The sequence below is a fragment of the Bradyrhizobium sp. NBAIM18 genome (assembly GCF_020193825.1).
GTDB classification, from domain to species: domain Bacteria; phylum Pseudomonadota; class Alphaproteobacteria; order Rhizobiales; family Xanthobacteraceae; genus Bradyrhizobium; species Bradyrhizobium yuanmingense.
On sequence record NZ_JADYVO010000017.1, the window covers coordinates 124303 to 149622 of the forward strand.

Here is a 25320-nt window from a genome sequence, read left to right on the forward strand (position 1 = left end):
GCATATCTTAGTAGAAGGATACGAAACATGATCCGGAAGGCAAAAGCAGTCTGGAGGGGCTCGGGGCGCGACGGCAGCGGCCACTTGTCGAGTGAATCCGGTGTGCTCGCTGATACGCCCTTTTCGTTCGAGACCCGCTTCGAGAACGAGAAAGGGACCAACCCTGAGGAGTTGATCGCGGCGGCGCACGCAGGCTGCTTCACGATGGCGCTCGCCTTCGGTCTTCAGCTCGCCGGTTTCACCCCGACGGAGCTGACGACGGAAGCCGCAGTCACCTTGGAGCCCGAGGGCAAGGGGTTCAGGATCAGCAAGTCGGCTCTGGCCTTGCGGGCCAAGGTGCCGAACCTCGACGATGCCGGTTTCGCCCGCATCGCCCGTGATGCGGAGAAGAACTGCCCGGTGTCGAAAGTGCTCAACGCCGCGATCAGCCTCGACGCCAAGCTGATCTAATCCGCACCCAAGTGTGAGATGTCATGACCCGAACGCATCAGCCTGATGAAGACAGATTTCGGGCCATCCTGCCCGAGGACGCAGCGTGGAAGCCGTTTCCAGCCTTTCCGCCGGGCGCGCGGCTGGCTATCATGGTCGGTCATCCCGCTGAATCTGGTCCCTATGTGGTCCGGGTGAAGGTGCCGGGCGGCACGAAGCTGATGCCGCACAGACATCCAGAGGACCGGATCTATACAGTCATGTCCGGCGTCTTCTACATAGGGCTTGGCGAGAGGTTCGACGGCCGCAAGGTGCAGGCCTTTCCGCCGGGCAGCGTCCTCGTGCTGCCTGGTGATACCTGGCATTTCCATTGGGCAAAGTCCGGCGAATACGTCACGCAGGTGTCCGCGATCGGGCCGCTTGGCCTGGAATATCGCGACCATCATGATGATCCCCGCCTAGCCGGCCTAACTGGAAACGGGCATCAAGATCACCGATAGCAGCGGCGGTGGCTCTCTCGCTGGGCGCGCCAACGGTCGTCGAGAATATGAATACGAGGTTGCGCTCGCCGCAAGGAAGGTAACTTCAACCATTCCGATCGTATTCATAATCGCGTCAGACCCCGTGAAGCTCGGACTGGCAAAGAGCTTCGCTCATCCCGGCGGCAACGCCATGGGCATATCTATGATGACAGCGAGACTTGTCCTCAAGCGTCTCGAACTGATCCAGGAGCTGCTCCAACAAAAGGCTACCGTCGGATTTTTGGTAAACCCTGACAATCAAGACTTGCTTCAGGAAATTGACGAAATTGCCCGCTCGACCGGGCGGACCTTGAAAGTAGCCAAGGCGCGCAACCAGGATGAACTAGAACCCGCTTTCAGGCATCTTGTTAGTGCTCAAGTCGGGGCAGTCCTCGTCAGCAACGATGCGATATTTTTCAACCTGCGTGCGCAACTTGTCGCATTGGCCGATCGTCATTCGCTTCCGGCGTCCTATGAATTCCGCGAATTTCCGGCCGCCGGTGGTCTGATGAGCCACGGGCCGAGCCTTGTCGCAAACTTTGAAAAAGCCGGCACTTACGCTGCACGCATTTTAGGAGGTGCTCGGCCGGAGGATTTGCCCATTCAGCAGCCCACGGAGTTCAATTTGGTTCTCAACTCAGCAACCGCGCGATCCCTAGGCATCGAAATCCCGCCATCACTGCTCGCCCGTGCGGACGAGGTGATCGAGGACAATGCTGCAATGCACGAGTCCAGAACTGCCCGTGGCGGACCGTAGTTCAGAGTGCCGCAAGATCTGCTTCCTGAGAGTGACCCGAACGTAGTCTGGAGCTATGCGATCGACCCACAATTCGAATGCAAGGAAGTCGCTCGGCTTATTGCGCCTGGCCTGAACTTTGAAAACCACGATCCAGACGTTAGCACCGGCTGCACTAGTCCGGCTTTCGCAAGGGGGGCCACACTCAACCCGCTATCATGGCCGCAAATGCAGCGCGAAGCTCTCACGGCTGCCCGCAGTGCTGCTAGGAACGATGCTGTCGAATTCTACGTTGTCTGATGCAGGTCACGTTGGACCAGCGGGGGGCGGCTCCGAGCAATGTCCCTCCCTCCAGTGTCGAGCCGGGGCCGCACTCCCGTATCGTCCTTTCGCCGTCATCTTCTGAGCAGAAGCCCGAGGCTGCGGGCGGTGCGCTTGATCGACCCCACATGTCTTCGAAGTTGTTTTGCTATTTCAGCTGACCTCGCGCGTTGTTTGACCAAGTTGATTAGGAGCTGAAGCTCACCGTCAGTCCAATCTTTCGGCTTGAGATCCCGCATCGCTCCTCCGATTCGGATCCCGACATTAACAAATGTGAAATCGATTCGCGCTTCCGTAGTTCTTCTGGTTCGCCACAACCTGAGCCCCGTGGCCCTCAGGTATGTGGGCCTCAAAAGTCGCGACCCGGTCAGGGTGGCTGCCGGGGCACTGAGGGTTTCTCCGGCTTTAGGGGCGGCTGCAAGGACGCCGGAAGTACAGAAGTGATACAGGGGGCGGTGCAGACAAGACCACCTGCCGAGCATTTGGCGGCGGCATCTTTTCACCTGCCGCCAAGAAACGATTGCACCACAACGTGCTGGCGATTGCGCTCTCTTCGGCCATTGGGAGGTGAATGAATGCGGCAGTCTTGTGCCTTCATCTGTCGGAGAGCCGCCGTTCTGCTCGAACTCGGCGGGGGACAGTCGGGAGGTGCACGCTGGCGGCATTTGCGTGGCAAAGTGCTGCAAGCACTTGCAGTTGAGGCCTGCGACTTTTTAGGAACGTCGGATCCAAAAGCAAGTTGCGGGATCAAACAGGCTTCAAGGATCAACGTCATGGCCAACTCTCCCGAAATGGCTCGTCCGAGCCACCGCACGCCCCCTCAGACGAGCGAGGTCGTTCCCGCTGATGAAATTCGCACAATCATGTTGAATCAGGTCGCGTGGGGCGCCGTTTTCGCGGGTGCAGCGATCGCGCTTGTCATGCAGATTATTCTAAACATGATCGGCCTAGGCGTGGGTTTATCCACGGTAGACGTTGGGGAAGGTAGCACGCCCAGCGCAAGTTCGATGTCGGTTGGTGCAGGTATCTGGTTTATAGTTTCCGGCATTCTGGCTGCGGCACTAGGTGGCTACATAGCCGGTCGGCTTTCTGGCAAGGCGTCTGCTTCAACCACGGCTTATCATGGACTAATGTCATGGGCAGTCTCAACGCTGGCAGTGATGTATCTGCTTTCTTCCGCCGCTTCGGGCTTGGCTGGTGGCGCTCTCAGCACAGCATCTTCCGCTTTGGGCGGAGCGGGAAAAGCGCTCGGAGGGTCGGTCCAAACGGCAGTTCAAACGGCAGCGCCTACGCTGAACAATGTTAGCGATCCGATGGCTGCCATCGAAAGCAAAGTTAGAGGCGCCTCGGGAGGGCAAGATCCCGCCGCGCTTCGTGATGCCGCGGCCACAGCCGTCCGCGCGGCCCTAACGGGTGACGCTTCTCAGCAGTCAGCGGCTAACGACAAGGCCGCCGAAGCTTTAGCCAAGGCTCAGAACATATCACAAGACGAAGCAAAGGCGCAGATCAGTCAGTACCAACAGCAATATAAAGAAGCGGTAGCCAAGGCGAAGGAGCAGGCAAAGCAGGCGGCGGATACAGCTGCCAAGCGTGTCTCACAAGGTGCATTGTTCGCGGCAGTGGCATTGTTACTGGGTGCCTTGGCCGCGTTCTTTGCAGGGCAAGCCGGGGCCGTGAATCCAACAGTGTCGGCGCAAGTCGCCCGTCGATGACAACAACGACCCGAGAAATTGACTCAGCTCGAACAACCAAGTTTGTCAGCTCACCGAAAGTCGTCGCTTCAGCGCTTTGTCCCTCGTTCGTTGAAAAGCATGCGACCTAATCATGCATATCATCTCTGGCAGATGATCAGGAAGGTGGTCGCACGCGGACGAGCGGCTCCAAACGATCGTCTTGGCGCTCATTGCTTCACGCAATCGCTCCGAGTCTTGTTGGACTAAGGACGAGGTGAGTGTTCGATAAGCTGATCTTGCAGCCTCTTGCGACACCACGCTCGCATCGGCGCCGGTCCAACTATAAGAACTTAGCTCCAAGCTCGCGTTGCCCGGCAGCTCTGTCTATCGCGAGCGCTTCGCAAACCTTGCGAAAAAATTTAAGAACGATGCGTTGTTTCTCGCGTTGGGCGCATGTCCATAGAGGAGGCAAACATGCAAGGACAATGCGTGGTAGCAGTATACAACTCTCGTAACGACGCAGAGGAAGCGTACCGTGCTGTGGTCGGTTCAGGCGTTCCAGCAGATCATGTGAGGCTGAGCAATCAGCCATCACAGTCAAGCAGCGAAAGAGCAAGCGCCAGCTCGGATGGAGAAAGTTTCTGGGACTGGCTGTTTGGAAGCGATGTGCCGCCAGACGAGCGCCGCCTGTATGAAAGCCACATGGAAAGGGGCGGCACCGCATTGTCGGTGCTAGTGGATGCTCCCACCATGGCCGATCTTGAACGCATCGAAGGTGTGCTGCAAGAGTACAATCCGGTCGAGATCCACGAAGAAAACGGGGGCGGCTCGACAGCGGTCGGAAGCGGAGTATCAGGAAGCTCGGTGAGCCAAGAAGGGTATGGCTCTCAAGGCGATGAACGCGAGAAGGTTATCCCTCTCCCGGAAGAAGAACTGAAGGTCGGCAAACGGGCCACCGAAACCGTCAAGCATATAAGAACTTACGTAGTCGAGGAGCCTGTGCAGAAGGACGTACAACTGCGCGATGAGCGAACTGTGATCGAGCGCCGTCCAGCTACGGGAGCTGCGACAGGGAAACCAACGGAACGGGAGTACGAAGTGCGAGAACTGCATGAGGAGCCCGTAGTCCAGAAGGAGACTCGAGCCGGTGAAGAACTGGTGGTACGCAAAGAAGCGGCCCAACGTACTGAGAGAGTTGCTGATACGGTGAAGAAAACCAGGGCCGACATCGACAAGACTGAGCGTTGAGCTTAGCTGATCAACCGCCGGCATCGAAGATGGTATGGCGAGTGAGGGCGGCTTTGGCCCGCTCTCACTTGCTCGGTTATTAGAATAGTCGTGCGTCAGAGCGAAAACGCCACCAATCTACTTCATCGGCCTTACAGATTCTAGCTCACATGGACGTTAGAAAGGAGCCGTGGCCATACGTTTTGGCGGCAACTTCAGTGATGCGCCGAAACGCTTCTGACGGTCTCGGTGAGCATGTCACCCGATGAGGAATGGCTGACGTCACCCAGGCTGATGATGCCGACCATCCGCTTGCTCTTGTTGATCACCGGCAGCCTGCGGACCTGCAGCTTCTCCATATGATGCATCGCCTTGGCGAGGTCATCGTCCTCGCGGCAGCAATGGATGCCCTCGGTCATCACGTCGCGCGCCGTCGCGCGGCCGGCATCGAAGCTGTGGCTCGCGAGTCCTTTGCAGACGATGTCGCGGTCGGTCACCATTCCGACCAGCTTGTCATCCTCGCCGATCGGAATGCAGCCGATGTCATGCGCCCGCATCAGTTTGGCAATCTCGGTGATTGGGGTGTCGGGGCTGACCCAGTCGACACCCTTGTGCATCACGTCTTTGACTTTCATGGCGAGCCTCCGTTCGTGGGTTTCAAGTGCGTTGATGCAATGCAGCGGCACACCCCCATCCTCCGAACTCCGACCAGACAAAGCGCAGACACTTTCGCCGCCACCCTGCGGAACGGTATGACGGCGAACTTGCGGCTAGAGTTCCCGCCCAGGGCCGCAAGGACAATGGGCGGCGCACAGGTCCTCAGTCATGCGCGCTGAAGCGGCCGTGCGGTGCGTTGGCCGTCAGGCGCGCAAACTGCGCGTGACCCATGTGAAGCAGCGTCTCATGATCGCCGGCTTCCATATAGATGTCCGGCTGTGCCTCGAGGCTGTCGTCGACGATGATATCCAATCCGTAGCATTTGCCGACGGCAGGAACTGCACCGTGTGCACAGTCGCTGAACAGCCGATTGATCTCGGTTTCATTGGCCATGTGGACATTGTCGCCGAGGCTTGTCCTCAGGTCCGACAGGCGGAGGTGATGCGATGCGGGCAAGACGGCCAGCATGTATCCGCCGTCGCGCCGCAACACGATGCCCTTGGCGAGGCGGTCGCCGGAGATATGGCATGCCTGTGCCGTTCGGGCGGACGTCATGCTGAGTTCGTGCGGGATCACCTCGTACTGGATGTTCTCAGCGGCGAGGTATTTCTGGAGGGTGGGAGCAATGGCCATGGCATCACCTCCGATGCGGAATGGAAACCATCCACCGTGAGGCGATCCTGCAGACTCTCGCCATTCGATGGGCGGCTGCCTGACTAGCTACCCAACATAGGTCTTCCATCCGCAAGCTGCAATGCAATTCCCCTCGGAGCCGCAACGGGTGTGGGCAGGAGCAGGCTTTTCGCGTGGCTCGGCGCTCTCCTACGCCGTCGTGCCGTCGATCGAGCGGCGGATCACCCGCTGCACTTCCGTATTCGACAGGAACAAATCGTGGTTGATGATGCCCCAGCCTTCCTGGGAGGCATCGACCACGCGCACACCGAGCCCTGCGATGGCGGCCTTCTCGGCCGCGCCGACGCGGGTCATGCCGCCGGCGAGCTGCCCCGACAGCGCCAGTGCACGATCGTTGGTCGAGGCGATCACCGTGATCTTGCCGGCGAGAGGGCCGATGCGCTGGATCGCCGACGAGAACACGTCCATGTCGATGTCGGGCGCGGCAAACACCACCGCGCCAATCTTGCTCGTCACCGTGTCGCCGTATCTCCCATGGAGCTGGCGCAGGCTTTCGAGCGTCAGCATGGTTCCCATGCTGTGGGCGACGATGTGCACGCGCCCCGCCCCCGGCGCCGACACCAGCGCAGAGAGCACGCGCTCGAAATTGTCGCGCGACCACATCGCGCTGTCGCGGTCATAGGCGTAGTCGAACAGTCCTGCCTTGGAAGGCCAGGAGAACGCCATGGTCCGGCCGCGGAACTTGATCCCATCGGAAAGGTGGGCTGCATCCAGCACCGCCGTCTCGAACGTCTGCTTGAAACCGTGCACATAGATCAGCACGTCCCCGCCGCCGGCCTGCGCAGCGAGATCGCCGGCGTCCGCCAGCACCGGTTCGATCCGGTCAAGACGCCAATCGTCAAGTCCAACCGAGGCGAGGGAAAGTCGGCTCTCGTCCGGCGCCGTCAGCTTCGCCCGTGCCACCGTCATGCTTGCCGCACGCTCCGGCCCGAACCAGGGCTTCGCGCGAGCACCGTTCACGGGCTTGCGCGTGGTGACGACAAGCAATGTCGGGTCGACCGAGAGCGAGGAGGCGTCGTAGCGCGCGCCGGTCGCACTGAGGCCGGCGCATCCGCCCAGCGCGAGTGCGCTGCCCGCCGACAGGAGCCCGCCAAGGAGAGCGCGGCGCGACATGGAATGATTTGTTTGGAGAAGACGTCGGCCTATCACTGGGAACCCATGGGAACTTTGCCCCCGACAGCATCGCCCCATCTGCTCTCTGAATGACAATGGGGGCGAGATCGCGGCGGAGCCGCCTCGCGCATGTCGTGGCCTTCAAGTGAATGGCGGGTCAGTCGGTGATCTCGATTGCCTGGATCTCGCACCAATCGCGCAATGCCCGCTCCCTCGCCTTGTTGCGGTAGTCATGCCAAGCATCGATCGCTCCCCGTCGGGAGAGCAGGCCCTTGAACTTCTGATAGGCGCCGCGTTTGCTGAAAATATAGCGAACGTCGTCCAGAACGTTCGGCAGGAACTCGCGGACGAAGGCAATCACGAGAGGCTTGCCGAGGTCGAGGTCTCGTGAGTTCGGGATCTGCAAGTATTTGGTCTCGTCTTCGATATCGTCAGGCAGTTCGTCGTCCTCGAGCTCCTGGAGGTCGTCCTGATCGAACTGGTAGTAGATCTTTCCTGTCTGCCTGCAGACGAAGGTGCGGCACTGCCCCATGCCGCCGCTGATGTCGGCGAACTCTAAAGCCTGGAGGATGTCTCCGAATTCGCGGGCATTGGATACCCGGCTAACGAAACGACGCCGCAATGTCTGCAATCGGCCCGAACAGTATAAGCGGATCGTCCTCCGAGGCAATGAACCCTCGCCGTGTGGCAACTGCCCCGGCGTCGACGGCAAAACACACCGATCCGCTGTCAACCCCTCCCGCCAAAAAAATTCTACTTTATCGAAATTCGGATTTGTCGTATGTGTCGGCCATTCCAGCCCACCAAGGGGCGGTCGTACGTCGTTTCGAGCGCGGGCTGGAAGTTGCGGTGGACGCGGGCGGCGTTAAAGGCGGAGCTTGCGCGTGCAGGGCGAGATGAACCTCGTGAGCATGCGGGACCCGCGAAGACGAACGGCGCCCCTGCGTACGGCGAAACCGTGTGGTCCTGGCCGTCGTTGCTACGGTCAAGCCTTGGCGAAGACGTCATCGCGTCAACCGGCGCGGTGCCGTGACTTTTGCGGAGGCGAGGGAGGCCAGAAGGAACTCGGCTCCCGGGAGAGCGCGGCATAGGCCGTCAAACCATCGCGCAGGGAAGGCCTGGTTTCGGCTGCCCTGTGTCTCCCCTGTGCACTGCGTGTGCATTCGTTCAGCGCAGGGGTCTTATGGGTGCCAGCTGGCGCCCGGCCTTCCCTGCGCCCTTTCCTTGGAGGGGGTGTGAAGCGGAGCATAGCTCGGGCGGATCACGCCGCGAGAACGCGAGCGTATGCCGATTGGATCGGCGGATTGACGCAGCGGCATTGTTGGGCTCCGGTCCGATACACTTCCTGCGTTCACCGGCCTCACTTGCAAGCATGCTGCATCGGCATCAGTGGTGGTGGTCGTTCTCACGAGAATATGCACTATGCGCGCCGATGCGCCTCCGAAGCTGCTGCCGGGCCTTCGGAGATTCTGGCAATTTGCTTTTCGGAGTGACGAGATGAGCGGTTTGGTGGTCTCTGGCGGCCGGGTGGTGGATCCCGCGAGCGGGATGGACGCCGTTGGGGATGTGGCGGTGGTGGACGGCAAGATCGCCGCCGTCGGCACGGGCCTCGGCGGCGCCGAGCGGGTGATCGACGCCACCGGCCTCGTGGTGGCGCCCGGCTTCATCGATCTGCATGCCCATGGCCAGTCGATCCCGGCCGATCGCATGCAGGCGTTCGACGGCGTCACGACCACCCTCGATCTCGAGGCCGGCGTGCTGCCGGTCGGGTCCTGGTATGAGCGCCAGGCGCGGAAGGGGCGCGTGCTGAATTATGGCGCGGCCACCAACTGGGCCTTTGCCCGCATCGGCGCGATGACGGGCTCCAACGCGGAGAGCTCCCTGGAAGCGTTCGGCAACGCCATGCGCGACCGCCGCTGGATCGACAATGTCGCAACCGATGCGGAGGTCGCGGGCATTATCGAACGTCTCGGGCGCGGCCTCAACGAAGGCGGCATCGGCATCGGCATTTTGAACGCCTATGCACCCGGCGCCGGCGTTCAGGAGCTGACCGCTGTCTGCCAGCTCGCCGCGGCCAAGGACGTGCCCACCTTCACCCATGTCGCTTTCATGTCGCGCATCGACCCCGAGAGCGCGGTGGAGGCCTATATCCGCCTGATCGGCTATGCCGGCGCCACCGGCGCGCACATGCACATCTGCCATTTCAATTCGTCGAGCAAGACCGACGTCGAGCGCTGCCGCGCGCTGATCGAAAAGGCGCAGGCGCAGGGCCTGCCGATCACGGTGGAAGCCTATCCCTACGGCACCGGCTCGACGGTGCTGGCCGCGGCCTTCTTCAGCGATCCCGAGTTCGTCGAGCGCAACGGCACCGGTTACGATTCCGTGCAGCGCGTGACCGACGGCTACCGTTTCCACGACCGCGAGGAGCTCCTGAAGGCGCAGGCCGAGGAGCCGTCCTCGCTGGTGCTGTGGCACATCCTCGACACCGAGAACAATGCGCACCACCGCGACCTGCTCGACATGTCGGTGCTGTATCCCGGCGGCGCCATCGCCTCCGATGCGATGCCGTGGACGCTGTCGGACGGCTCAACCTACACCGGCGATGCCTGGCCGCTGCCGGATGACGCCACCTCGCATCCGCGCTCGGCCGGCTGCTTCACGAAATTCATCCGCGAATGGGTGCGCGAGCGCAAGGCCGTGTCGCTGCTGGAAGGCGTGCGCAAATGCGCGCTGATCCCGGCAGAGATCCTCTCGCAGAGCACGCCGGCGATGCGGAGCAAGGGGCGACTCGCGAAGGACGCGGATGCCGATATCGTCGTGTTCGACTATGAGAAGCTCAGCGATCGCGCGACCTTCACCGCGATGAATCGTCCCTCTGAGGGCGTCCGGCATCTCGTCGTCGGCGGTCAGGTGCTGATCGGCGACGGTATTCTCGATGTCACTGCGCGGCCGGGCAGGCCCGTGCGGCGGCCTGTGGTCGAGGGCTGACCCATGCCGGTCCCCATTCTCTTGGTGACGGGCTTTTTGGGGGCCGGCAAGACCACGGTCGTCAACCGTCTGCTGGCGCATGCGGAGGGGCGGCGCATCGCCGCCGTGGTCAACGATTTCGGTGCGATCAACATCGATGCGGAGCTGATCGCGGGTGCGAGCGACGGCGTGGTCAGCCTTGCCAATGGCTGCATCTGCTGCTCGCTCGAGGGCGATCTGCTCCGCACGCTTTGGACGCTGCTGCGGCGTGATCCCAAGCCCGATTGTATCGTCATCGAGACCAGCGGCGTCGCCGATCCCGCCGACATCGTGCGCAATCTGATGGACCCGGTGATCCTGCGCGAGGCACAACTGGAGACGGTGCTTTGCGTGTTGGACGCAGGGACACCGCCCGCTGCCCTCGACGAGGCGTTGCAGCGGTCGCAGCTGCGCGTCGCCGATATCGTGGCATTGAGCAAGCTGGACCTGGCGGACGCGGGCGCGGCGACGCGGATGCGCGAAGCCATCCGCGCCCAGCGCGTGCCCGCGGTGGTGGTCGAGGCACACCACGGCGAGATTCCGCCTGCGCTGCTGTTTCCCGCCGGCGCCTACTGCTCTTCGGCGCCGCGCGAGGTGGGACCGAAACGGCCGGCGGAGGAGCGCTTCGAGGCACTGAGCTGGACCTCGGATAAGCCGGTCTCGTTGCCGCGCCTGCAGCAGGCCATCAGCCGCCTTGCACCGAAGCTGGCGCGCGCCAAGGGCCTGTTCGAGACGCTCGAGCAGCCCGGCCGCACGATGGTGTTTCAGTTCGCCGCCGGCCGCGCGACCCTGGCGCCTGGCGATGCGCCGACACCGGGCGCGGCGCGGACGCGCATCGTCTTCATTGCCGAGCTTGGCATGCTCTCGAAGGCGGAGCTCGATGAAGTCATGGAGGCGTGCGTTGCCGGCGGCTGAGGTGAGGGGGTAGGGTCAACCGCTTCCGCCATTAGCCACCACCTCTCCTCTTGCCGAGTCGATCCGAGGCCGAACTATGCCGCCAAATATGCCACTCGCCCCCGCTGATGCCGCCTCGCGCCGCGCTGCCAAGCCGGCCATCGTCTATCCGGCCGGGACGATGCCCGGGCCGGATATGGCTACGCTCGAAGCAGCCCGCCGTGCTGCGGTCAAGAAGCACGAGCTTGTCGTGCCGCCGCGCGATGCCCGTGCCTTTCGCGTGGCGCGCGGCCAGTTCTTCCGCATCGTCAGCATCGAAGGCCCTCAGGTCGGCGACCTCAATCTCTGGAACGCGGACGATCTCTCCGAGCGCTTCTTCAGCGGCAAGACGCGGGCGCTCCATGGCACGCATGTCGGCATCGGTGACCGGCTCTGGAGCAATATGCCCTATCTTCGGCCGATGGCGACCATCAGCCACGATACGCTCGGCTGGTACGGCTTCGACGCCGACGGCGCCGGCATTCACGATGTGATTGGCACGCGCTGCGATCCCTATACAAATCTCCTGCTGAACGGCACGGCCTACGATTTTTGCTGCCACTCCAATCTGTCCCGCGCCCTCGCCATCGAATTGAAGGCGGATCCGGCCGCAGTGGAGCATCATGTCCACGACGTGCTCAACGTCTTCATGTGCACCGGCTTCACCAGGGACACGCACCAATATTTCATGAAGGCAAGTCCGGTCCGCCCCGGCGACTTCATCGAGCTCTTCGCGGAGATCGACCTGCTCGGCGCGCTGTCGGCCTGTCCGGGTGGAGACTGCAGCGCAACCCATTCCAGCGATGCCGCGGCATGCCATCCGCTCAAGATCGAAATCTTCGAGCCGGATCGAACGGCCCTGAAAGGCTGGACCTGGCCTACCCCGAGCGCGTATCACCGTCACCACGGTGCGCATGCGGGAAGCTGAGTCTCAGTCTTCGACCGGCAATCTGTCGCCGTGCACATACCAGTCCGCGCGCGATGCCCACTGCACATGCCGATCGGGCGTCGTCCGCAACGGCTCGTCGAACGCGCCGGCATGGATGATCGCCTCGCGTCCGCTGCGGGTGAGATGCGGCATCGGACTGCCGCAGTTCTTGCAGAACGCGGTGGCAAAGCTCCGCGCGTTGGGCAGATCGAAACGCGTGACTGATGCTTCCCCGTGCAGCCAACGCAGAGCCTCTGCTTTCACGATCACCTCGCAGGAATGCGCTGTCCCGGTCGCCTTGCGGCAGCGCGAGCAATGGCAGTTGAGGAAACGGTGGAACGGAGCATCGACCTCGAAGGCGACCTCGCCGCAGAGGCAGCTGCCACGGAACGCCACCATCTCATTCAACCTCCGGCTCGGCCGGGCTCTCGGCCGGCTCGTCGGCATGGAGCGGGAGCGCGCCATGCGCGCCGCGAAGCCGGATCATCGTCTCGATCATATCGACGTCGATCTTCAGCATGTCGAGGTCGGGCGTCATCTCGCGCACCTCCTGGCCCTTGCGGGCCAGCTCCTCCGAGACGTCGACCGCCATCCGGCGCTCGGTCACGCCGCCGGACGTGTTGACAAAGAGCTTCGCACGCATCCATTCCAGTCGTGCCCGCTGGGTGTCGCGCTCGAACTTCTTCTCGATATAGCGGCGCCGCGCTTCGGCATAGGCGCCGACCAGCGCGGTCTCCGGCAGGCTCCATAATTGCTCTGTCGACATCGTCATGCCGTTCAGGTCCCGGGTTCGGCTCGGCGGAGACTTCCTCCGCGGGCTATCAGACCCTGCCGGCCGGCAATTCTCAAGAGGGAGGCGGCAGCTCCTGCCGCTTCACGCGAACTGCGCGATGCCGTGACCGACGGACCAGTTCTCCTTGGGCGCGTCGAGCACGTTGACGAACACGTCCTCGGGCCTGATCCCCGGGTTCTCGCCGAGCAGGTCGGTGATCCGGCGATACAGCGCTTTCTTCTGCTCGGCCGTGCGCGAGGCGAACACGGTGATCTGGATCAGCAGGGCGTCTTCGCTGCGCTCGACGCCGTAGGCATTGCCGCAGCGGAAGTTGGCCGGCTCATGCTCGGTGATGGCCATGAACGCATCGCCTTCGGGCACGTTCAGGGCCTCGCGCATCGCGCGGTAAAGTCCGTCCAGAATCGCCTGCCGGTAGCTTTGCGGCTTACCGGCGCGCATCGAAATGTGGAGGAGAGGCATCACGCGGCCCTTTGCATGCGGCCCGGCCGACACGGCGATGTGAACGCCGCCGGCTCGGCCAATTGAGAAAACGGACTATCAATCTCGATCAGTTTTTGACACGATGTCGAGAAAGCATGTTCTTGACGGCATGTCAAATACTTTGCGGAGCCAAGCTTGAGACCGCGTGAGTTCGATCATGACGAGGTTCTGCGCATCGCGTTCGACCAGTTCCGGCGCAAGGGCGTGCGCGGCACCTCGCTGTCCGACATTGCGCGCGATGCGGCGGTCCAGCGCGGGAGTCTCTACAATGCCTTCGGCAGCAAGGAGGCGCTATTCCTGCAGGCCTATGAACGCTACGCGGGGGATTATCTCGCCAGGCTGCAAAAGGCGCTCGGGGCAGGTTCCTTGCGCAAGCGCCTCACCGCGTTCTTCGATCTGACCATCACCAATTTCCGCTCGGGCACGCCGCCGCGCGGCTGTCCGACGACGCGCGGGCTGATGGAGCTCGGCGGCGCCGAAGGCGAGGGGCTCGACGACAACGCGCGCCAGGCTTTTGCGAATCTGATCTCGCGCATCACCGCGCTGCTTCAGGACACGTTGGCCGCTGGCGCGGCGCGGGGCGAGTTCGACGGCAATCCCGCGGCTGCGGCGCTGCAGATCGTCACCGTGACGCGCGGCCTCGCCGTGCTCGAGCGTGCCTTCGGGGACGAGCCCCAATTGCGCAAGATCGCCGCGCACACGATCGATCTCGTGCTCGGCAGGAATAGCGGATAGGTGTCAGCACAGCGCGAGCGCGTTGACCGCGCGTGTCGCAGCATCCTCCTTGCCGGAGCCAACGACCTGGCCAACGGTGGATTCGAACTCGCCCGGTTGCTTGCGGCGCGCGACCGCCAGCAGTCGCATCAATTCCGCCTCGTCCTTGGAAAGCCGCCTGCAGGACGGCGGCATGAAGCACAGCTCGCAGGGCCGCTCCTTGCGTAGGATCCTGACGAGCGCGGCCGCGCGCGCGACCAGCAGCGGACTGTCGGCAATGCCGGGCGCTTCCTCGGCAAAGCGATAGGCCGCTTCCCAGCAATCCGATGCGCCGGTCGCATAGGCCGCTCCGATGAAGCGGAGCAGCGCCAGCGCGAGGCGGGAAAAATCATCGTAGCTGTCGATGTTCGGCCGGGTCGCAAGCGCGGCCTGGAGTGGACAGAGCAGCGGCTCACCAGCGTCCGACGTCGGCTCAGAATCGCAACTGGCCCGCATCGTGAACGATCTCGTCAATGCAACGTCGCGCTGCCCACGAACCAGCTCTTCATCGCCAACATCCCGTCATGCGCGACAGGCTGCACGTGCCGGTCGGGCAGGACGAGGCCGGCCATGCGGAAGATCGTCGCAAGCCCCAGGACCGGCGCGAGCGCCCAATCGGCGCCGATCGGCGGCAACCAACGCTCGAACTGCTCGCGCGCGACATCGACGCGGTCCTGCTGGGCCGCGGCAATCGCGCGCAAGATTCCGCGCTCGCTGTCGGACATGCGCGGACAGGTGGGGCAGTGCACTTCGATCGCGGTATGCGCGGTGCAGGCAAAGATCTCGATGATGGAATCCAGCGACAGCACGGCATCGCCGACGCGAAAATGGTCGTACACCTGCTGGATATCGGCCGCCGTCGGGACGGCGCTTCCGCTACGCGCCTTCGCCCGAAATCCCCAGATGAAGAGACGCTCCGCTGCGCTCAGCGCAGGAAGGTCGACCGGCTTGGTGTATGTCGATCGATGCATTGTGCCTCTGGCCTCCGGCTGCGCTCACGCCAGCGCTGGCGCGGATGATCTGCGCCGATCGTTCTGCCAGAGAGCTCTCCAAGTCAACGCGCGGAGAGGCGATGTCGAGGTGTTCTAGATTGGAAGAATTCGTATCTCGGGTGACGTCGGTCTCGCTTGTCTCGTGGCCATACGAGCGTGCCGGTAACGTCCCCGCAAAATTTCGGAGTGTCGGGAACCCGAATGCTTAAAGCTTTGCTAAGAGACGCGGGATAATCTGGCATATCAGCCCTTCCAATTCCTGTGAGCACCGATGATTTTCTCCCGCATCAGTTTCAAGCTGGTCCTGATTGTCGGCATCAGCCTCCTCGGCATGATCGCGTTGGCGCCGGTCGCCCTCTCGACCCTGCGCACGCAGATGGTCGCCGACCGTCAGGCCAAGACGCAGCAGATGGTCGATGTTGGCTACGGCATCCTGGCGCACTACCAGAAGCTCGAGAGCGAAGGAAAGCTCTCGCGCGAGCAGGCGCAGGCCGGCGCGATGGCCGAGATCAAGAGTCTGCGCTACGACAAGGTCGAGTATTTCTGGATCAACGACATGACCCCCAAGATGGTCATGCATCCGATCAGGCCCGAGCTTGACGGCAAGGATCTCTCCGGGATGAAGGATCCCGCCGGCAATGCGCTGTTCATGGGCTTCGTTGACGTCGTCAACAAGAAGGGTGCGGGCTTCTACGGCTACCTCTGGCCGAAGCCCGGCTTCGACCAGCCGGTCGGGAAAATCTCCTATGTGAAGGGCTTTGCGCCCTGGGGTTGGATCATCGGCACCGGCATCTATCTGGACGACGTCGATGCCGCCTTCCGCCAGAACGCGATGACCTTCGCCTATATTTGTCTCGCTGTGCTGGTCGTGGTGCTCGGCGCCTCCTTCCTGATCGGCCGCAGCGTCACCCGGCCGCTGGCCCGGATCACCGCGCTGACCGAGCGCCTTGCCGCCGGCGACAGCGCCTTCGACGTGCCCTACACCGACCGCCGCGACGAGGTCGGCGGCCTCGCCAAGGCGCTCGCCGTGTTCAAGGACAATGCATCGGCGGTGAGCCGGATGCATGCCGAGCAGCAGGAGCTGAAGCAGAAGGCCGACGAGGAGAAGCGCAAGACCATGACCGATCTCGCCGGCAAGTTCGAGGCGAGCGTCCAGGCCGTCGTTCGAGACGTCTTCGACGAGGCCCGCGCGATGCAGCAGGCCGCGCAGGGCATGTCGGAAACCGCCAACAAGGCGAGCGACCGTGCGAGCTTCGTCGCCACCGCGTGCCAGCAGGCCTCGAGCAACGTGCAGACGGTGGCCTCGGCCGCGGGCGAATTGTCGGCCTCGATCGCCGAGATCAGCCAGCGCGTCGCGCAGGCCGCGACAGTGGCCGACAAGGCCGCCGCCGACGGCCAGCGCACCAACGACACCGTGCAGGGCCTTGCCGCCGCTGCGCACAAGATCGGCGAGGTCATCGACCTCATCAACCAGATCGCCTCGCAGACCAATCTGCTCGCGCTCAACGCCACCATCGAGGCGGCGCGCGCGGGCGAAGCGGGCAAGGGCTTTGCGGTGGTCGCGAGCGAAGTGAAGTCGCTGGCGAGCCAGACCGCGAAGGCGACCGACGAGATCGGCGCGCAGATCACTGCGATCCAGGCAGAGACCAATCAGGTCGTCGGCAACATCGAGAGCATCCGCGCCACCATCATGGAGGTCAACGAGATCTCCTCGTCGATCGCCGCCGCGGTCGAGGAGCAGGGCGCCGCGACGAAGGCGATCGCGCACAGCGTGCAGGAGGCGGCCTCCGGCACCTACCAGGTCTCGCACAACATCTCCGGTGTCACCGATGCGACCGCCGAGACCGGACAGGCCGCCGGCCTCGTGCTGCAATCGAGCGGCCGGCTGACGCACAAGCTGCAATCGCTGCAGGAGGAGGTCAGCGCCTTCGTTGCGGGCGTGCGGGCGGCCTAGTATAGCGGGAGGATGGGCCAAAACTCCGATCGACGCGCGCGCATCCTCCTGATCAATCCGAACAGCAATGAGGCGACCACCACGATGATGGTGGCGATTGCCAGGTCTGCTGCCGCCGACGGTTTCGATATCGTCGGCGCCACGGCAACGCGTGCGCCCACGATGATCGTCTCGGCGGACGCGCTGGAGGTGGCTGCGCTGGAGGTCGAGGAGATCGCGCGTCTCCGTGGCGGCGAGTGCGACGGCGTCATCGTGTCGGCATTCGGTGATCCCGGTCTCACCGGGATCAAGGCGGCGATGAAGCTGACCGCCGTCGGCATCGGCGAATCCGCGATGCTGGAAGCCGCCGGGAACGGTCGCCGGTTCGGCGTGGCGACCACGACGCCGTTGCTGAAAGCGAAGATCGATGCATTGCCTGATACGCTGGGCTTGCGCGCGAGCTACACCGGCACGCGCTTCGCCGATGGTGATCCGCAACAGCTGATGCGCGATCCAGCGCAGCTGCGCGCAGCGCTCGCCGGCGCGGTTGAGGCCTGCATTGTGCGAGACAGAGCGGAAGCGGTCATCATCGGCGGTGGGCCGCTGGGTGAAGCGGCGCGCGAGCTTCAGCCGATGTTCGCGGCGCCAATCATCGCACCGATCCCATCTGCCGTGCGACGGATCATTCGTCTCGTCGCGGCGTAGCCCCCGGTTTTTCCGCGCCGCGGCATCGGCCGTGTCGCGGCAAACTGTTTTCCTTGACATCAACTCTGCGGTGCTCGACGTGTAACGAGGTCGAGCGATGCTGCCTTGCGTCCCTCGCGAAAGGAAAAGCAACACGGGAAGGACGTCATGAACACGGGCCTTGACGAGAATGACTACCTCGCCACCTTGCGCGGCCTGTGGGACAAAGCCTGGCCGACCGGCCTGCCGCGCTCGCCGAACTATCTGCACGGCGAAGTTCCCCTGACGGAATATCTGCGCACCTGGGCGAAGCGGAGTCCGGAGCGGCCCGCGGTGATCTTCTACGGGCATGTGACCACCTATGCCGATCTCGATCAGAAGAGCGATCGCTTTGCGGCGCTGTTGCAGGCAAAGGGCGTGCGCAAGGGCGATCGCGTCGCCGTCTTCCTGCCGAACTGCCCGCAATTCCACGTCGTGTTCTTCGGTATCCTGAAGCTCGGCGCGATCCACGTCCCCATCAGCCCGCTGTCGCGCGCATTCGAATTGTCCTACCAGCTCAACGACACCCAGGCCGATGTGATCGTCGCGCTCGACCAGCTCATGCCTATCGTTGATCAGGTCCGCGGCGAGGTGCAACTGCGCGAGATCATCGTCACCAGCTTCGCCGACGTCGTGCCGGCGTCGCCTGCCTTTCCGGCACCGGACTCGATCCGCACGCCGCGCGTTGCGGTCTCCGGCGCAACTGATCTCCTGCCGGCGCTCGCGGCAATGTCCGCACCGACGCCGCTGCCGCCGCCTCACCTCGATGATGTCGCCGCGCTCAATTACACCGGCGGTACCACCGGCATGCCCAAGGGCTGCGTCCATACCCATCGCGATATGGTCTACACGGCCGCCGCCAATTACGGCATCTCGTTTCCCTCGGATGAGAGCAGCGTGTTCCTGTCGTTCTTTCCGGAGTTCTGGATTGCGGGCGAGAATTCCGGTCTGATCTTCCCGCTGTTCTCGGGCGGCACGCTGGTTCTGCTCGCGCGCTGGGACGCTGTCGGCGCGATGGCGGCGATCGACAAGTACAAGGTCACGATGACGGCGATGCCGGTCGACAGCGCGGTCGAGATGATGGACCATCCGCGCTGGAGCGAGTTCGACCTGTCGTCGCTGCAACAGGTGCGCGTGGTCTCCTTCGTCAAGAAGCTCAACGCCGGCTATCGCAGGCGCTGGAAGGACCTCACCGGCACGATCCTGATGGAGGCGGCCTGGGGCATGACCGAGACCCACACCTCCAATACTTTCACCGCTGGCTTTCAGGACGGGGATTTCGACCTCAACAGCCAGCCGATCTTCGTCGGCCTGCCGGTCCCCGGCGCCGAGTTCAAGATCACGGATTTCGAGACCGGTGCGCTGCTGCCGCTGGGAGCCGAAGGCGAGATCCGCGTGCGCACGCCGTCGCTGCTCAAGAGCTACTGGAACAAGCCCGAGGCGACGGCGGAATCGCTCGTCGACGGCTGGTTGCGCACCGGCGATATCGGCACCATCGACAAGGACGGCTTTCTGCACTTCCTCGGCCGGCGCAAGGAGATGCTGAAGGTCAAGGGCATGAGCGTGTTTCCGCCGGAGATCGAGGCGTTGCTGGGGCAGCATCCGAAGGTGCTGGGCTCGGGCGTGGTCGGCCGTGATGATCCGGACAAGGGCCAGGTGCCGGTCGCTTACATCCAGCTCAAGCCGGAAGCGATCGGCACGGTCTCAGAACAGGAACTGCGCGCCTGGTGCGCCGAGCGCATGGCCGTCTACAAGGTTCCGGAAGTCCGCATTATCGATGCGCTGCCGTTGACGGCAACGGGCAAGGTCAGGAAGCAGGACCTCATTCCAAATCCTCCTGCCGTCCAGTGAGAGAGACGATGTCGTTCAAGAAGCTCCTGATCGCCAATCGCGGCGAGATCGCCATCCGCATCGCACGCGCGGCGGCCGATGCCGGCATTGCGACGGTCGCGATCCATCCCGCCGACGATGCGCTGTCGCTGCACGGGCGCGTTGCGGACGAGGCGCTCGAGATCCCCGGCCGCGGCGCACGGGCCTATCTCGACATCGAGGCCGTGGTGATGGCGGCCAAGAGCGCAGCTTGCGATGCCGTGCATCCCGGCTATGGCTTCCTCAGCGAGAACGCGGCATTCGCGAAAGCCTGCGCCGACGCCGGAATCACCTTCGTCGGGCCGAAACCGGCTGCGCTCGAGCTGTTCGGCGACAAGGTTGCGGCACGTCAGCTGGCCAAACGCTGCGGCGTGCCGATCATTGCCGGCACCAGCGGGCCGTCCAGCCTCGAGGAGATCACGGCATTCTTTATCTCGCTCGGCAGCAATGCTGCGATCGTGATCAAGGCGATGGCGGGCGGTGGCGGCCGCGGCATGCGCGTGGTGGAGAACGCGTCCGATCTTTCGGAAGCCTATGCGCGCTGCCAATCCGAGGCCAAGGCGGCGTTCGGCTTCGAGGGCGTCTATGCCGAGCGGCTGATCCGGCAGGCGCGCCACATCGAGGTCCAGATCATCGGCGACCGCCATGGTGCGATCTCCCATCTCTGGGAACGCGAATGCACCATCCAGCGCCGGCACCAGAAGCTGATCGAGGTGGCGCCGAGCCCGTCATTGAGCGATGCCCTGCGCGGCCGCATCATCGAAGCGGCAAAGCAGCTGGCGGGCGCCGCGTCTTACGACAATCTCGGCACGTTCGAGTTTCTGGTCGACGGAACCGCCGAGGACAGCTTCGCCTTCATCGAGGCCAACCCGCGGCTCCAGGTCGAGCACACCGTGACCGAAGAGGTGCTCGGCGTCGATCTCGTCCGCGCTCAGCTCGCGGTCGCCGCAGGCAGCACATTGAGCTCGCTCGGCCTTGCGCAGGCATCGATCCCGAAGCCGCGCGGCCATGCCATGCAGCTTCGCGTCAACATGGAAACGCTGGATGAGACCGGCGCCACGCATCCGACCGGCGGCGTGCTCGCCGTGTTCGAGCCGCCGTCGGGCCCCGGTGTCCGCGTCGATAGCTTCGGTTACGCCGGCTACAAGACCAGTGCCTCGTTCGATTCGCTGCTTGCCAAGGTGATCGTGCACACGCCGAGCGAGGCCTGGCATGACGTCGTCGCGAAAGCCTCGCGTGCGCTACGCGAGTTCCGGATCGATGGCGTCGTCACCAACATTGCCTTCCTCCAGTCGGTGCTCGCGCATCCCGATTTCAGGACGAACCGCATCGCGACTGATTTCATCGACCGCAACATTGCCGGGCTCGTGGAAGCATCGGATGGTGCCGCCAAGCCGCTTTACTTCGCCGCGGCCGAGCGCGGCGCCGGTCACAGCGCGGAGGTGCACGTCGCGCCAGCCGTACCCGAAGGCACGGTGATGGTCGCGGCGCCCTTGCAGGGAACCATCGTCACCATCCAGGTGAAGAAAGGCGAGATCGTCCGCCCCGGCCAGCAACTCGCCGTGATCGAGTCCATGAAGATGGAGCACCTCGTCATGGCCGAGCAGGGCGGGCGGGTGACAAAACTCGTCGCAGGTGACGGCGTCACGCTGATGCATGGCGAGCCGATCCTCTATCTCGAGCCGCTCGATGTCGCCGCCGACAGCGCGGCGGCGGAAGCCGACATCGATCTCGACCATATCCGTCCCGATCTTGCCGAGCTGATCGCCCGCCAGGCCAACACGCTCGACGAGAACCGCCCCGCTGCGGTCGAGCGCCGCCGCAACACCAACCAGCGCACCGCGCGCGAGAACGTCGCCCAGCTCGTCGACGACGGCTCGTTCATGGAGTACGGCAGCCTTGCGATCGCGGCGCAGCGCCGCCGGCGCAAGCTCGACGATCTCATCAAGAACACGCCGGCGGACGGCCTCGTCATGGGCGTCGCCACTGTCAATGCCGAGAAGTTCGGGCCCGAAGGCGCGCGCTGCATCGTCGTCGCCTACGACTACACCGTGCTCGCGGGCACGCAGGGCCACATGAACCACAAGAAGATCGACCGCATGCTGACGCTGGCGGAAGACTGGCGCGTGCCGCTGGTGTTCTATGCCGAAGGCGGCGGCGGCCGGCCCGGCGACACCGACCGGCTCGGCATGACCGGCCTCGACGGGCCGTCCTTCGTGCAGTTCGCGCGGCTCTCGGGCCTTGTGCCTGTCGTCGGCGTTGTTTCCGGCTATTGCTTCGCCGGCAACGCCGCGATGCTCGGTTGCTGCGATGTCATCATCGCCACCAAGAACGCTTCGATCGGCATGGGCGGTCCTGCCATGATCGAGGGCGGCGGCCTCGGTGTCTATCATCCGGCCGAGGTCGGCCCCGTATCATTCCAGTCGCCGAACGGCGTCATCGACATCCTGGTCGAGGACGAGGAGGAAGCGACCCGCGTCGCGCAAAAATATCTGTCCTATTTCCAGGGTGCGGTGGCGGATTGGGAGGCTGCTGACCAGCGCCTGCTCCGCCGCGCCATCCCCGAAAACCGCCTGCGCGTCTATGACATCCGCAGCGTGATCGACCTCGTCGCCGACAAGGATTCCGTGCTGGAGCTGCGCCGCGATTACGGCGTCGGCATGATCACCGCGCTGATCCGAATCGAAGGCAAGCCGTTCGGCCTGATTGCCAACAATCCGCGCCATCTCGGCGGCGCAATCGATGCCGATGCGGGCGACAAGGCTGCTCGTTTCCTCCAGCTCTGCGACGCCTTCGATCTGCCTGTTGTCTCGCTGTGCGACACGCCCGGCTTCATGGTCGGCCCCGAGGCGGAGAAGACCGCGATCGTGCGCCACGTCTCACGCATGTTCGTGACCGGCGCCAGCCTCACCGTGCCGCTGTTCGGCATCGTGCTGCGCAAGGGCTATGGTCTCGGCGCACAATCGATGATCGGCGGCGGCTTCCACGCCTCGTTCTTCACCGCGGCCTGGCCGACCGGCGAGTTCGGCGGCATGGGCCTGGAGGGCTACGTCCGTCTCGGCTTCCGCAAGGAGATGGAGGCGATCGCCGATCCCGAGGAGCGCGAGACCTATTACCGCAACAAGGTCGCCGAGCTCTATGCCAACGGCAAGGCGGTCTCGATCGCCTCCGTGTTCGAGATCGACAACGTCATCGACCCGGCCGAGACGCGGCGCTGGATCATGGCGGGCTTGCGCACGGTGCCGAAGCCCGAGCCGAGGACGGCGAAGAAGCGGCCGTGCATCGACACGTGGTGAGGGCGGTGCAGCATTAGCTGCTTTCCCGGTTCCCGATTGACATCCCCGCCTGTGCTGCCAGACTTTGCACAATAATACAGGGTGGAGACGTCCGCGATGGCCAGCCTCTCGGCCTCGAACCATGTCGCCCGTGTCTTGTCCGTCGCCAATCATGTGGCCGACGTCGATGCCTCCTCGCGGATTGCGAGTTCCTGGCGGCGCTGCCTCGTCAACCACAAGCTCGATCCCGCCCGCCAGGGCCCACCGCAGACGCTCACCGAAGCCGAAATCCGCCATGTCGCCGAGCCGATGGAGGAGACGATCCGGCTCGTCACGCCCGAGCTCGACGATCTCGCCCGTGTCCTGCGCGACGCCGGCTACTGCGTCAATCTCGCCGATGTCAACGCGACCATGCTGTTCAGCCGTCTGCCGGGCGAAGCCGATGCAAGGATGTTTCTGGATTGGAAGATCTACACCGGCTCGAACTTCGCCGAGGTTTGCGAGGGTACCAATGGGCTCGGCACCGCGCTGGCCGAGCAGAAGCCGATCCTGGTGCATCGCGACGAGCATTTTCGCGCGCAATGGCACATGTTCTCCTGCGCGGTGGCGCCGCTGTTCGATCCGGTCGGCCGGCTCGCCGGTGCCGTCAACATCACCTCCTGCCGTGAGGATCTGGAGCGCGCCGCGCATCAGCTTGCACTTGCCGTGACGATGGAGGCGACGCGGCGGATGGAGGGTGCGATCTTCCGCGGGCATTTCCGCAATGCCTGGATCGCCACCGTGCCCGGTGACGGCGGCAGCGGCCTCGTCGCCTATGATGACGACCGCCGCATCGTCGGTGCCTGCCGCTCGGCGCGTGCGCTGCTCGGCCTCACCGACGGCATGATCGCCTCCGGCATCGACCTGTCGCGCTACCTCAAGTTCGACCATCACGCTGCGCGTGGCACCGGCGAGATCGTCGAGCTGCGCCATGGCGACGGCCGTCCGTTGGGGCAGGGGCATGTTGCTCCGCCCCTGCGTGCGAGATCGCATGCGCCGCGCCGCGATGCGCAAGTCGATCGCTTTGATGCGCTGCACCGGCTCGCCGGCAGCGACCCCGGCCTGATCCGAAGCGTCAAACGGCTGCGGAGCATCGGCGACCACAATCTGCCGGTGCTGCTGCATGGCGAGACCGGCGTCGGCAAGGACGTGTTCGCGCGGGCCATTCACGGTGCGAGCAACCGCGCGCGCAACAATTATGTCGCGCTCAATTGCGCGGCGATGCCGGAAAGCCTGATCGACGCCGAGCTGTTCGGCTACGAGGCGGGCGCCTTCACCGGCGCGCGGCGCGAGGGCTCGAAGGGCCTGATCGTGCAGGCCGACGGCGGCACGCTGTTCCTCGACGAGATCGGCGACATGCCGATCGGCTTGCAGACGCGCCTGTTGCGCGTTCTGGAAAACCGCGAGGTCTGGCCGCTCGGCGCGCTAAAGCCCGTCACCGTCGATATTCGCCTGATCAGCGCCACGCATCGCGATCTCGGCCGCATGGCGGAAGCGGGGGCCTTCCGCGCCGACCTCTATTTTCGCCTGCGCGGCATCGAAGTGCGCCTGCCCGCCTTGCGCGAGCGCGCCGACCGCGACGACATCATCCGCCAGATCGCGCGCGAGGAGGCGCCGAGCTGCCGGCTCTCGGAGGAGGCATGGTCGCAGCTCGCGGCCTACCCGTTTCCCGGCAACATGCGCCAGCTCCGCCACGTGCTGCGGCTCGCCGGCTGCACGGCGGAAGATGGCGTCATCACCGATGCCGATCTCGATCTGCCGCCGTTTGGCGGACGGACGGAGCCTGATCTCGAAGCAGCCGAGCGTGCGACGATTGTCGCGGCGCTACGTAAGCATGATGGCCGAGTGACGGAAGCCGCGCGCGCACTGAAGCTCAGCCGCGCGACGCTCTATCGCAAGATCAAGCAGCTGAAGATCGAGACGACGCAGTAGCTCTTTCTTCCCCTCTCCCCTTGTGGGAGAGGGTGGCTCGCCGCGCCGCGGCGAGACGGGTGAGGGGTCTCTCTCCGCGAACACATCTTTCATCGGAATTCGGGGGTCGATTCCCCTCATCCGGCGCTTCGCGCCACCCTCTCCCACAAGGGGAGAGGGTGCACTGATGTCCAGACCGGATAGATGGGTAACACAGTAGACCGGATGGATGGGTAACAGTTCTCTATCGGCTGGGAGGATCAGCCGATGCCTTGGCGAGAGAGCTGTGCGATGGACCAGCGGATTAGCTTCATA

General features: G+C 63.9%; 23 protein-coding genes. 14 read left to right on the forward strand and 9 right to left on the reverse strand.

The window, feature by feature from the left end:
• The first annotated feature begins 27 nt into the window (after positions 1-27).
• The 5 genes from I6F17_RS28640 to I6F17_RS28660 all read left to right on the forward strand — a co-directional run bounded on the left by I6F17_RS28640 (position 28) and on the right by I6F17_RS28660 (position 4928).
• Positions 28-450, forward strand: coding sequence for an OsmC family protein (locus I6F17_RS28640; RefSeq protein ID WP_225130698.1), 423 nt, complete (start codon positions 28-30; stop codon positions 448-450).
• Between the two features lie 23 nt (positions 451-473).
• Positions 474-929, forward strand: coding sequence for a cupin domain-containing protein (locus tag I6F17_RS28645; protein ID WP_050991990.1), 456 nt, complete (start codon positions 474-476; stop codon positions 927-929).
• Positions 919-1707, forward strand: a complete 789-nt coding sequence (locus I6F17_RS28650) for an ABC transporter substrate-binding protein (RefSeq protein WP_225130722.1) — start codon at positions 919-921, stop codon at positions 1705-1707. Before I6F17_RS28645 ends, I6F17_RS28650 begins: the two co-directional genes overlap by 11 nt.
• A gap of 1091 nt (positions 1708-2798) precedes the next feature.
• Positions 2799-3719 (forward strand): hypothetical protein, encoded by a 921-nt coding sequence (locus I6F17_RS28655; RefSeq protein ID WP_063710701.1) that lies wholly within the window; start codon positions 2799-2801, stop codon positions 3717-3719.
• 435 nt (positions 3720-4154) lie between these two features.
• Positions 4155-4928 carry a YsnF/AvaK domain-containing protein gene (locus tag I6F17_RS28660; protein ID WP_225130699.1) on the forward strand — a complete coding sequence of 258 codons (774 nt, stop codon included), beginning with the start codon at positions 4155-4157 and terminating at the stop codon, positions 4926-4928.
• Positions 4929-5122: 194 nt separating this feature from the next.
• On the opposite strand, the gene I6F17_RS28665 is transcribed toward I6F17_RS28660, so the two are convergent.
• The 4 genes from I6F17_RS28665 to I6F17_RS28680 all read right to left on the reverse strand — a co-directional run bounded on the left by I6F17_RS28665 (position 5123) and on the right by I6F17_RS28680 (position 7992).
• A complete protein-coding gene (locus I6F17_RS28665) occupies positions 5123-5542 on the reverse strand; it encodes a CBS domain-containing protein (RefSeq protein ID WP_036009620.1) in 420 nt (139 codons plus the stop codon).
• A 184-nt stretch (positions 5543-5726) separates the two neighbouring features.
• Positions 5727-6197, reverse strand: coding sequence for a YbaK/EbsC family protein (locus tag I6F17_RS28670; RefSeq protein ID WP_036009608.1), 471 nt, complete (start codon positions 6195-6197; stop codon positions 5727-5729).
• 189 nt (positions 6198-6386) lie between these two features.
• Positions 6387-7370, reverse strand: a complete 984-nt coding sequence (locus I6F17_RS28675) for an alpha/beta fold hydrolase (RefSeq protein WP_225130700.1) — start codon at positions 7368-7370, stop codon at positions 6387-6389.
• 157 nt (positions 7371-7527) lie between these two features.
• Positions 7528-7992 carry a hypothetical protein gene (locus tag I6F17_RS28680; RefSeq protein ID WP_225130701.1) on the reverse strand — a complete coding sequence of 155 codons (465 nt, stop codon included), beginning with the start codon at positions 7990-7992 and terminating at the stop codon, positions 7528-7530.
• An 800-nt stretch (positions 7993-8792) separates the two neighbouring features.
• On the opposite strand from I6F17_RS28680, the gene I6F17_RS28685 reads away from it, so the two are divergent.
• The 3 genes from I6F17_RS28685 (at position 8793) to I6F17_RS28695 (ending at position 12237) form a co-directional block, all read left to right on the forward strand.
• Positions 8793-10358: an amidohydrolase family protein gene (locus I6F17_RS28685; protein WP_276573276.1), complete on the forward strand. Its 1566-nt coding sequence runs from the start codon at positions 8793-8795 to the stop codon at positions 10356-10358.
• A gap of 3 nt (positions 10359-10361) precedes the next feature.
• Positions 10362-11291 carry a GTP-binding protein gene (locus I6F17_RS28690; RefSeq protein WP_225130704.1) on the forward strand — a complete coding sequence of 310 codons (930 nt, stop codon included), beginning with the start codon at positions 10362-10364 and terminating at the stop codon, positions 11289-11291.
• Between the two features lie 76 nt (positions 11292-11367).
• A complete protein-coding gene (locus I6F17_RS28695; protein WP_225130706.1) occupies positions 11368-12237 on the forward strand; it encodes a DUF1989 domain-containing protein in 870 nt (289 codons plus the stop codon).
• Positions 12238-12240: 3 nt separating this feature from the next.
• Here the strand turns inward: I6F17_RS28695 and I6F17_RS28700 are convergent, their stop codons facing one another.
• The 3 genes from I6F17_RS28700 to I6F17_RS28710 all read right to left on the reverse strand — a co-directional run bounded on the left by I6F17_RS28700 (position 12241) and on the right by I6F17_RS28710 (position 13489).
• The gene (locus I6F17_RS28700; protein ID WP_225130708.1) at positions 12241-12636 is read right to left on the reverse strand and encodes a GFA family protein; all 396 of its coding nucleotides are present in this window, start codon (positions 12634-12636) and stop codon (positions 12241-12243) included.
• Between the two features lies 1 nt (position 12637).
• Positions 12638-13009, reverse strand: coding sequence for a hypothetical protein (locus I6F17_RS28705; protein WP_225130710.1), 372 nt, complete (start codon positions 13007-13009; stop codon positions 12638-12640).
• Between the two features lie 102 nt (positions 13010-13111).
• Positions 13112-13489: a tautomerase family protein gene (locus tag I6F17_RS28710; RefSeq protein WP_225130724.1), complete on the reverse strand. Its 378-nt coding sequence runs from the start codon at positions 13487-13489 to the stop codon at positions 13112-13114.
• 156 nt (positions 13490-13645) lie between these two features.
• Between I6F17_RS28710 and I6F17_RS28715 the strand changes: the two genes are divergently transcribed.
• On the forward strand, positions 13646-14245 hold the full coding sequence (locus I6F17_RS28715; RefSeq protein WP_225130711.1) for a TetR/AcrR family transcriptional regulator: 600 nt from the start codon (positions 13646-13648) through the stop codon (positions 14243-14245).
• A gap of 3 nt (positions 14246-14248) precedes the next feature.
• Here the strand turns inward: I6F17_RS28715 and I6F17_RS28720 are convergent, their stop codons facing one another.
• Positions 14249-14719, reverse strand: coding sequence for a hypothetical protein (locus I6F17_RS28720; protein ID WP_225130712.1), 471 nt, complete (start codon positions 14717-14719; stop codon positions 14249-14251).
• A 14-nt stretch (positions 14720-14733) separates the two neighbouring features.
• On the reverse strand, positions 14734-15234 hold the full coding sequence (locus I6F17_RS28725) for a hypothetical protein (protein WP_225130713.1): 501 nt from the start codon (positions 15232-15234) through the stop codon (positions 14734-14736).
• A 292-nt stretch (positions 15235-15526) separates the two neighbouring features.
• Here I6F17_RS28725 and I6F17_RS28730 point away from each other — a divergent pair, with 292 nt between their 5' ends.
• From I6F17_RS28730 to I6F17_RS28750, 5 genes are all read left to right on the forward strand, one after another.
• Positions 15527-17209, forward strand: a complete 1683-nt coding sequence (locus I6F17_RS28730) for a cache domain-containing protein (RefSeq protein WP_225130714.1) — start codon at positions 15527-15529, stop codon at positions 17207-17209.
• Positions 17210-17221: 12 nt separating this feature from the next.
• Positions 17222-17893, forward strand: coding sequence for an aspartate/glutamate racemase family protein (locus I6F17_RS28735; RefSeq protein ID WP_225130715.1), 672 nt, complete (start codon positions 17222-17224; stop codon positions 17891-17893).
• 147 nt (positions 17894-18040) lie between these two features.
• Positions 18041-19762, forward strand: coding sequence for an AMP-binding protein (locus I6F17_RS28740; RefSeq protein WP_225130716.1), 1722 nt, complete (start codon positions 18041-18043; stop codon positions 19760-19762).
• Positions 19763-19770: 8 nt separating this feature from the next.
• Positions 19771-23076, forward strand: coding sequence for a carboxyl transferase domain-containing protein (locus tag I6F17_RS28745; RefSeq protein WP_225130717.1), 3306 nt, complete (start codon positions 19771-19773; stop codon positions 23074-23076).
• 96 nt (positions 23077-23172) lie between these two features.
• Positions 23173-25026 carry a sigma-54-dependent Fis family transcriptional regulator gene (locus I6F17_RS28750; protein WP_225130718.1) on the forward strand — a complete coding sequence of 618 codons (1854 nt, stop codon included), beginning with the start codon at positions 23173-23175 and terminating at the stop codon, positions 25024-25026.
• Positions 25027-25320: the final 294 nt, after the last annotated feature.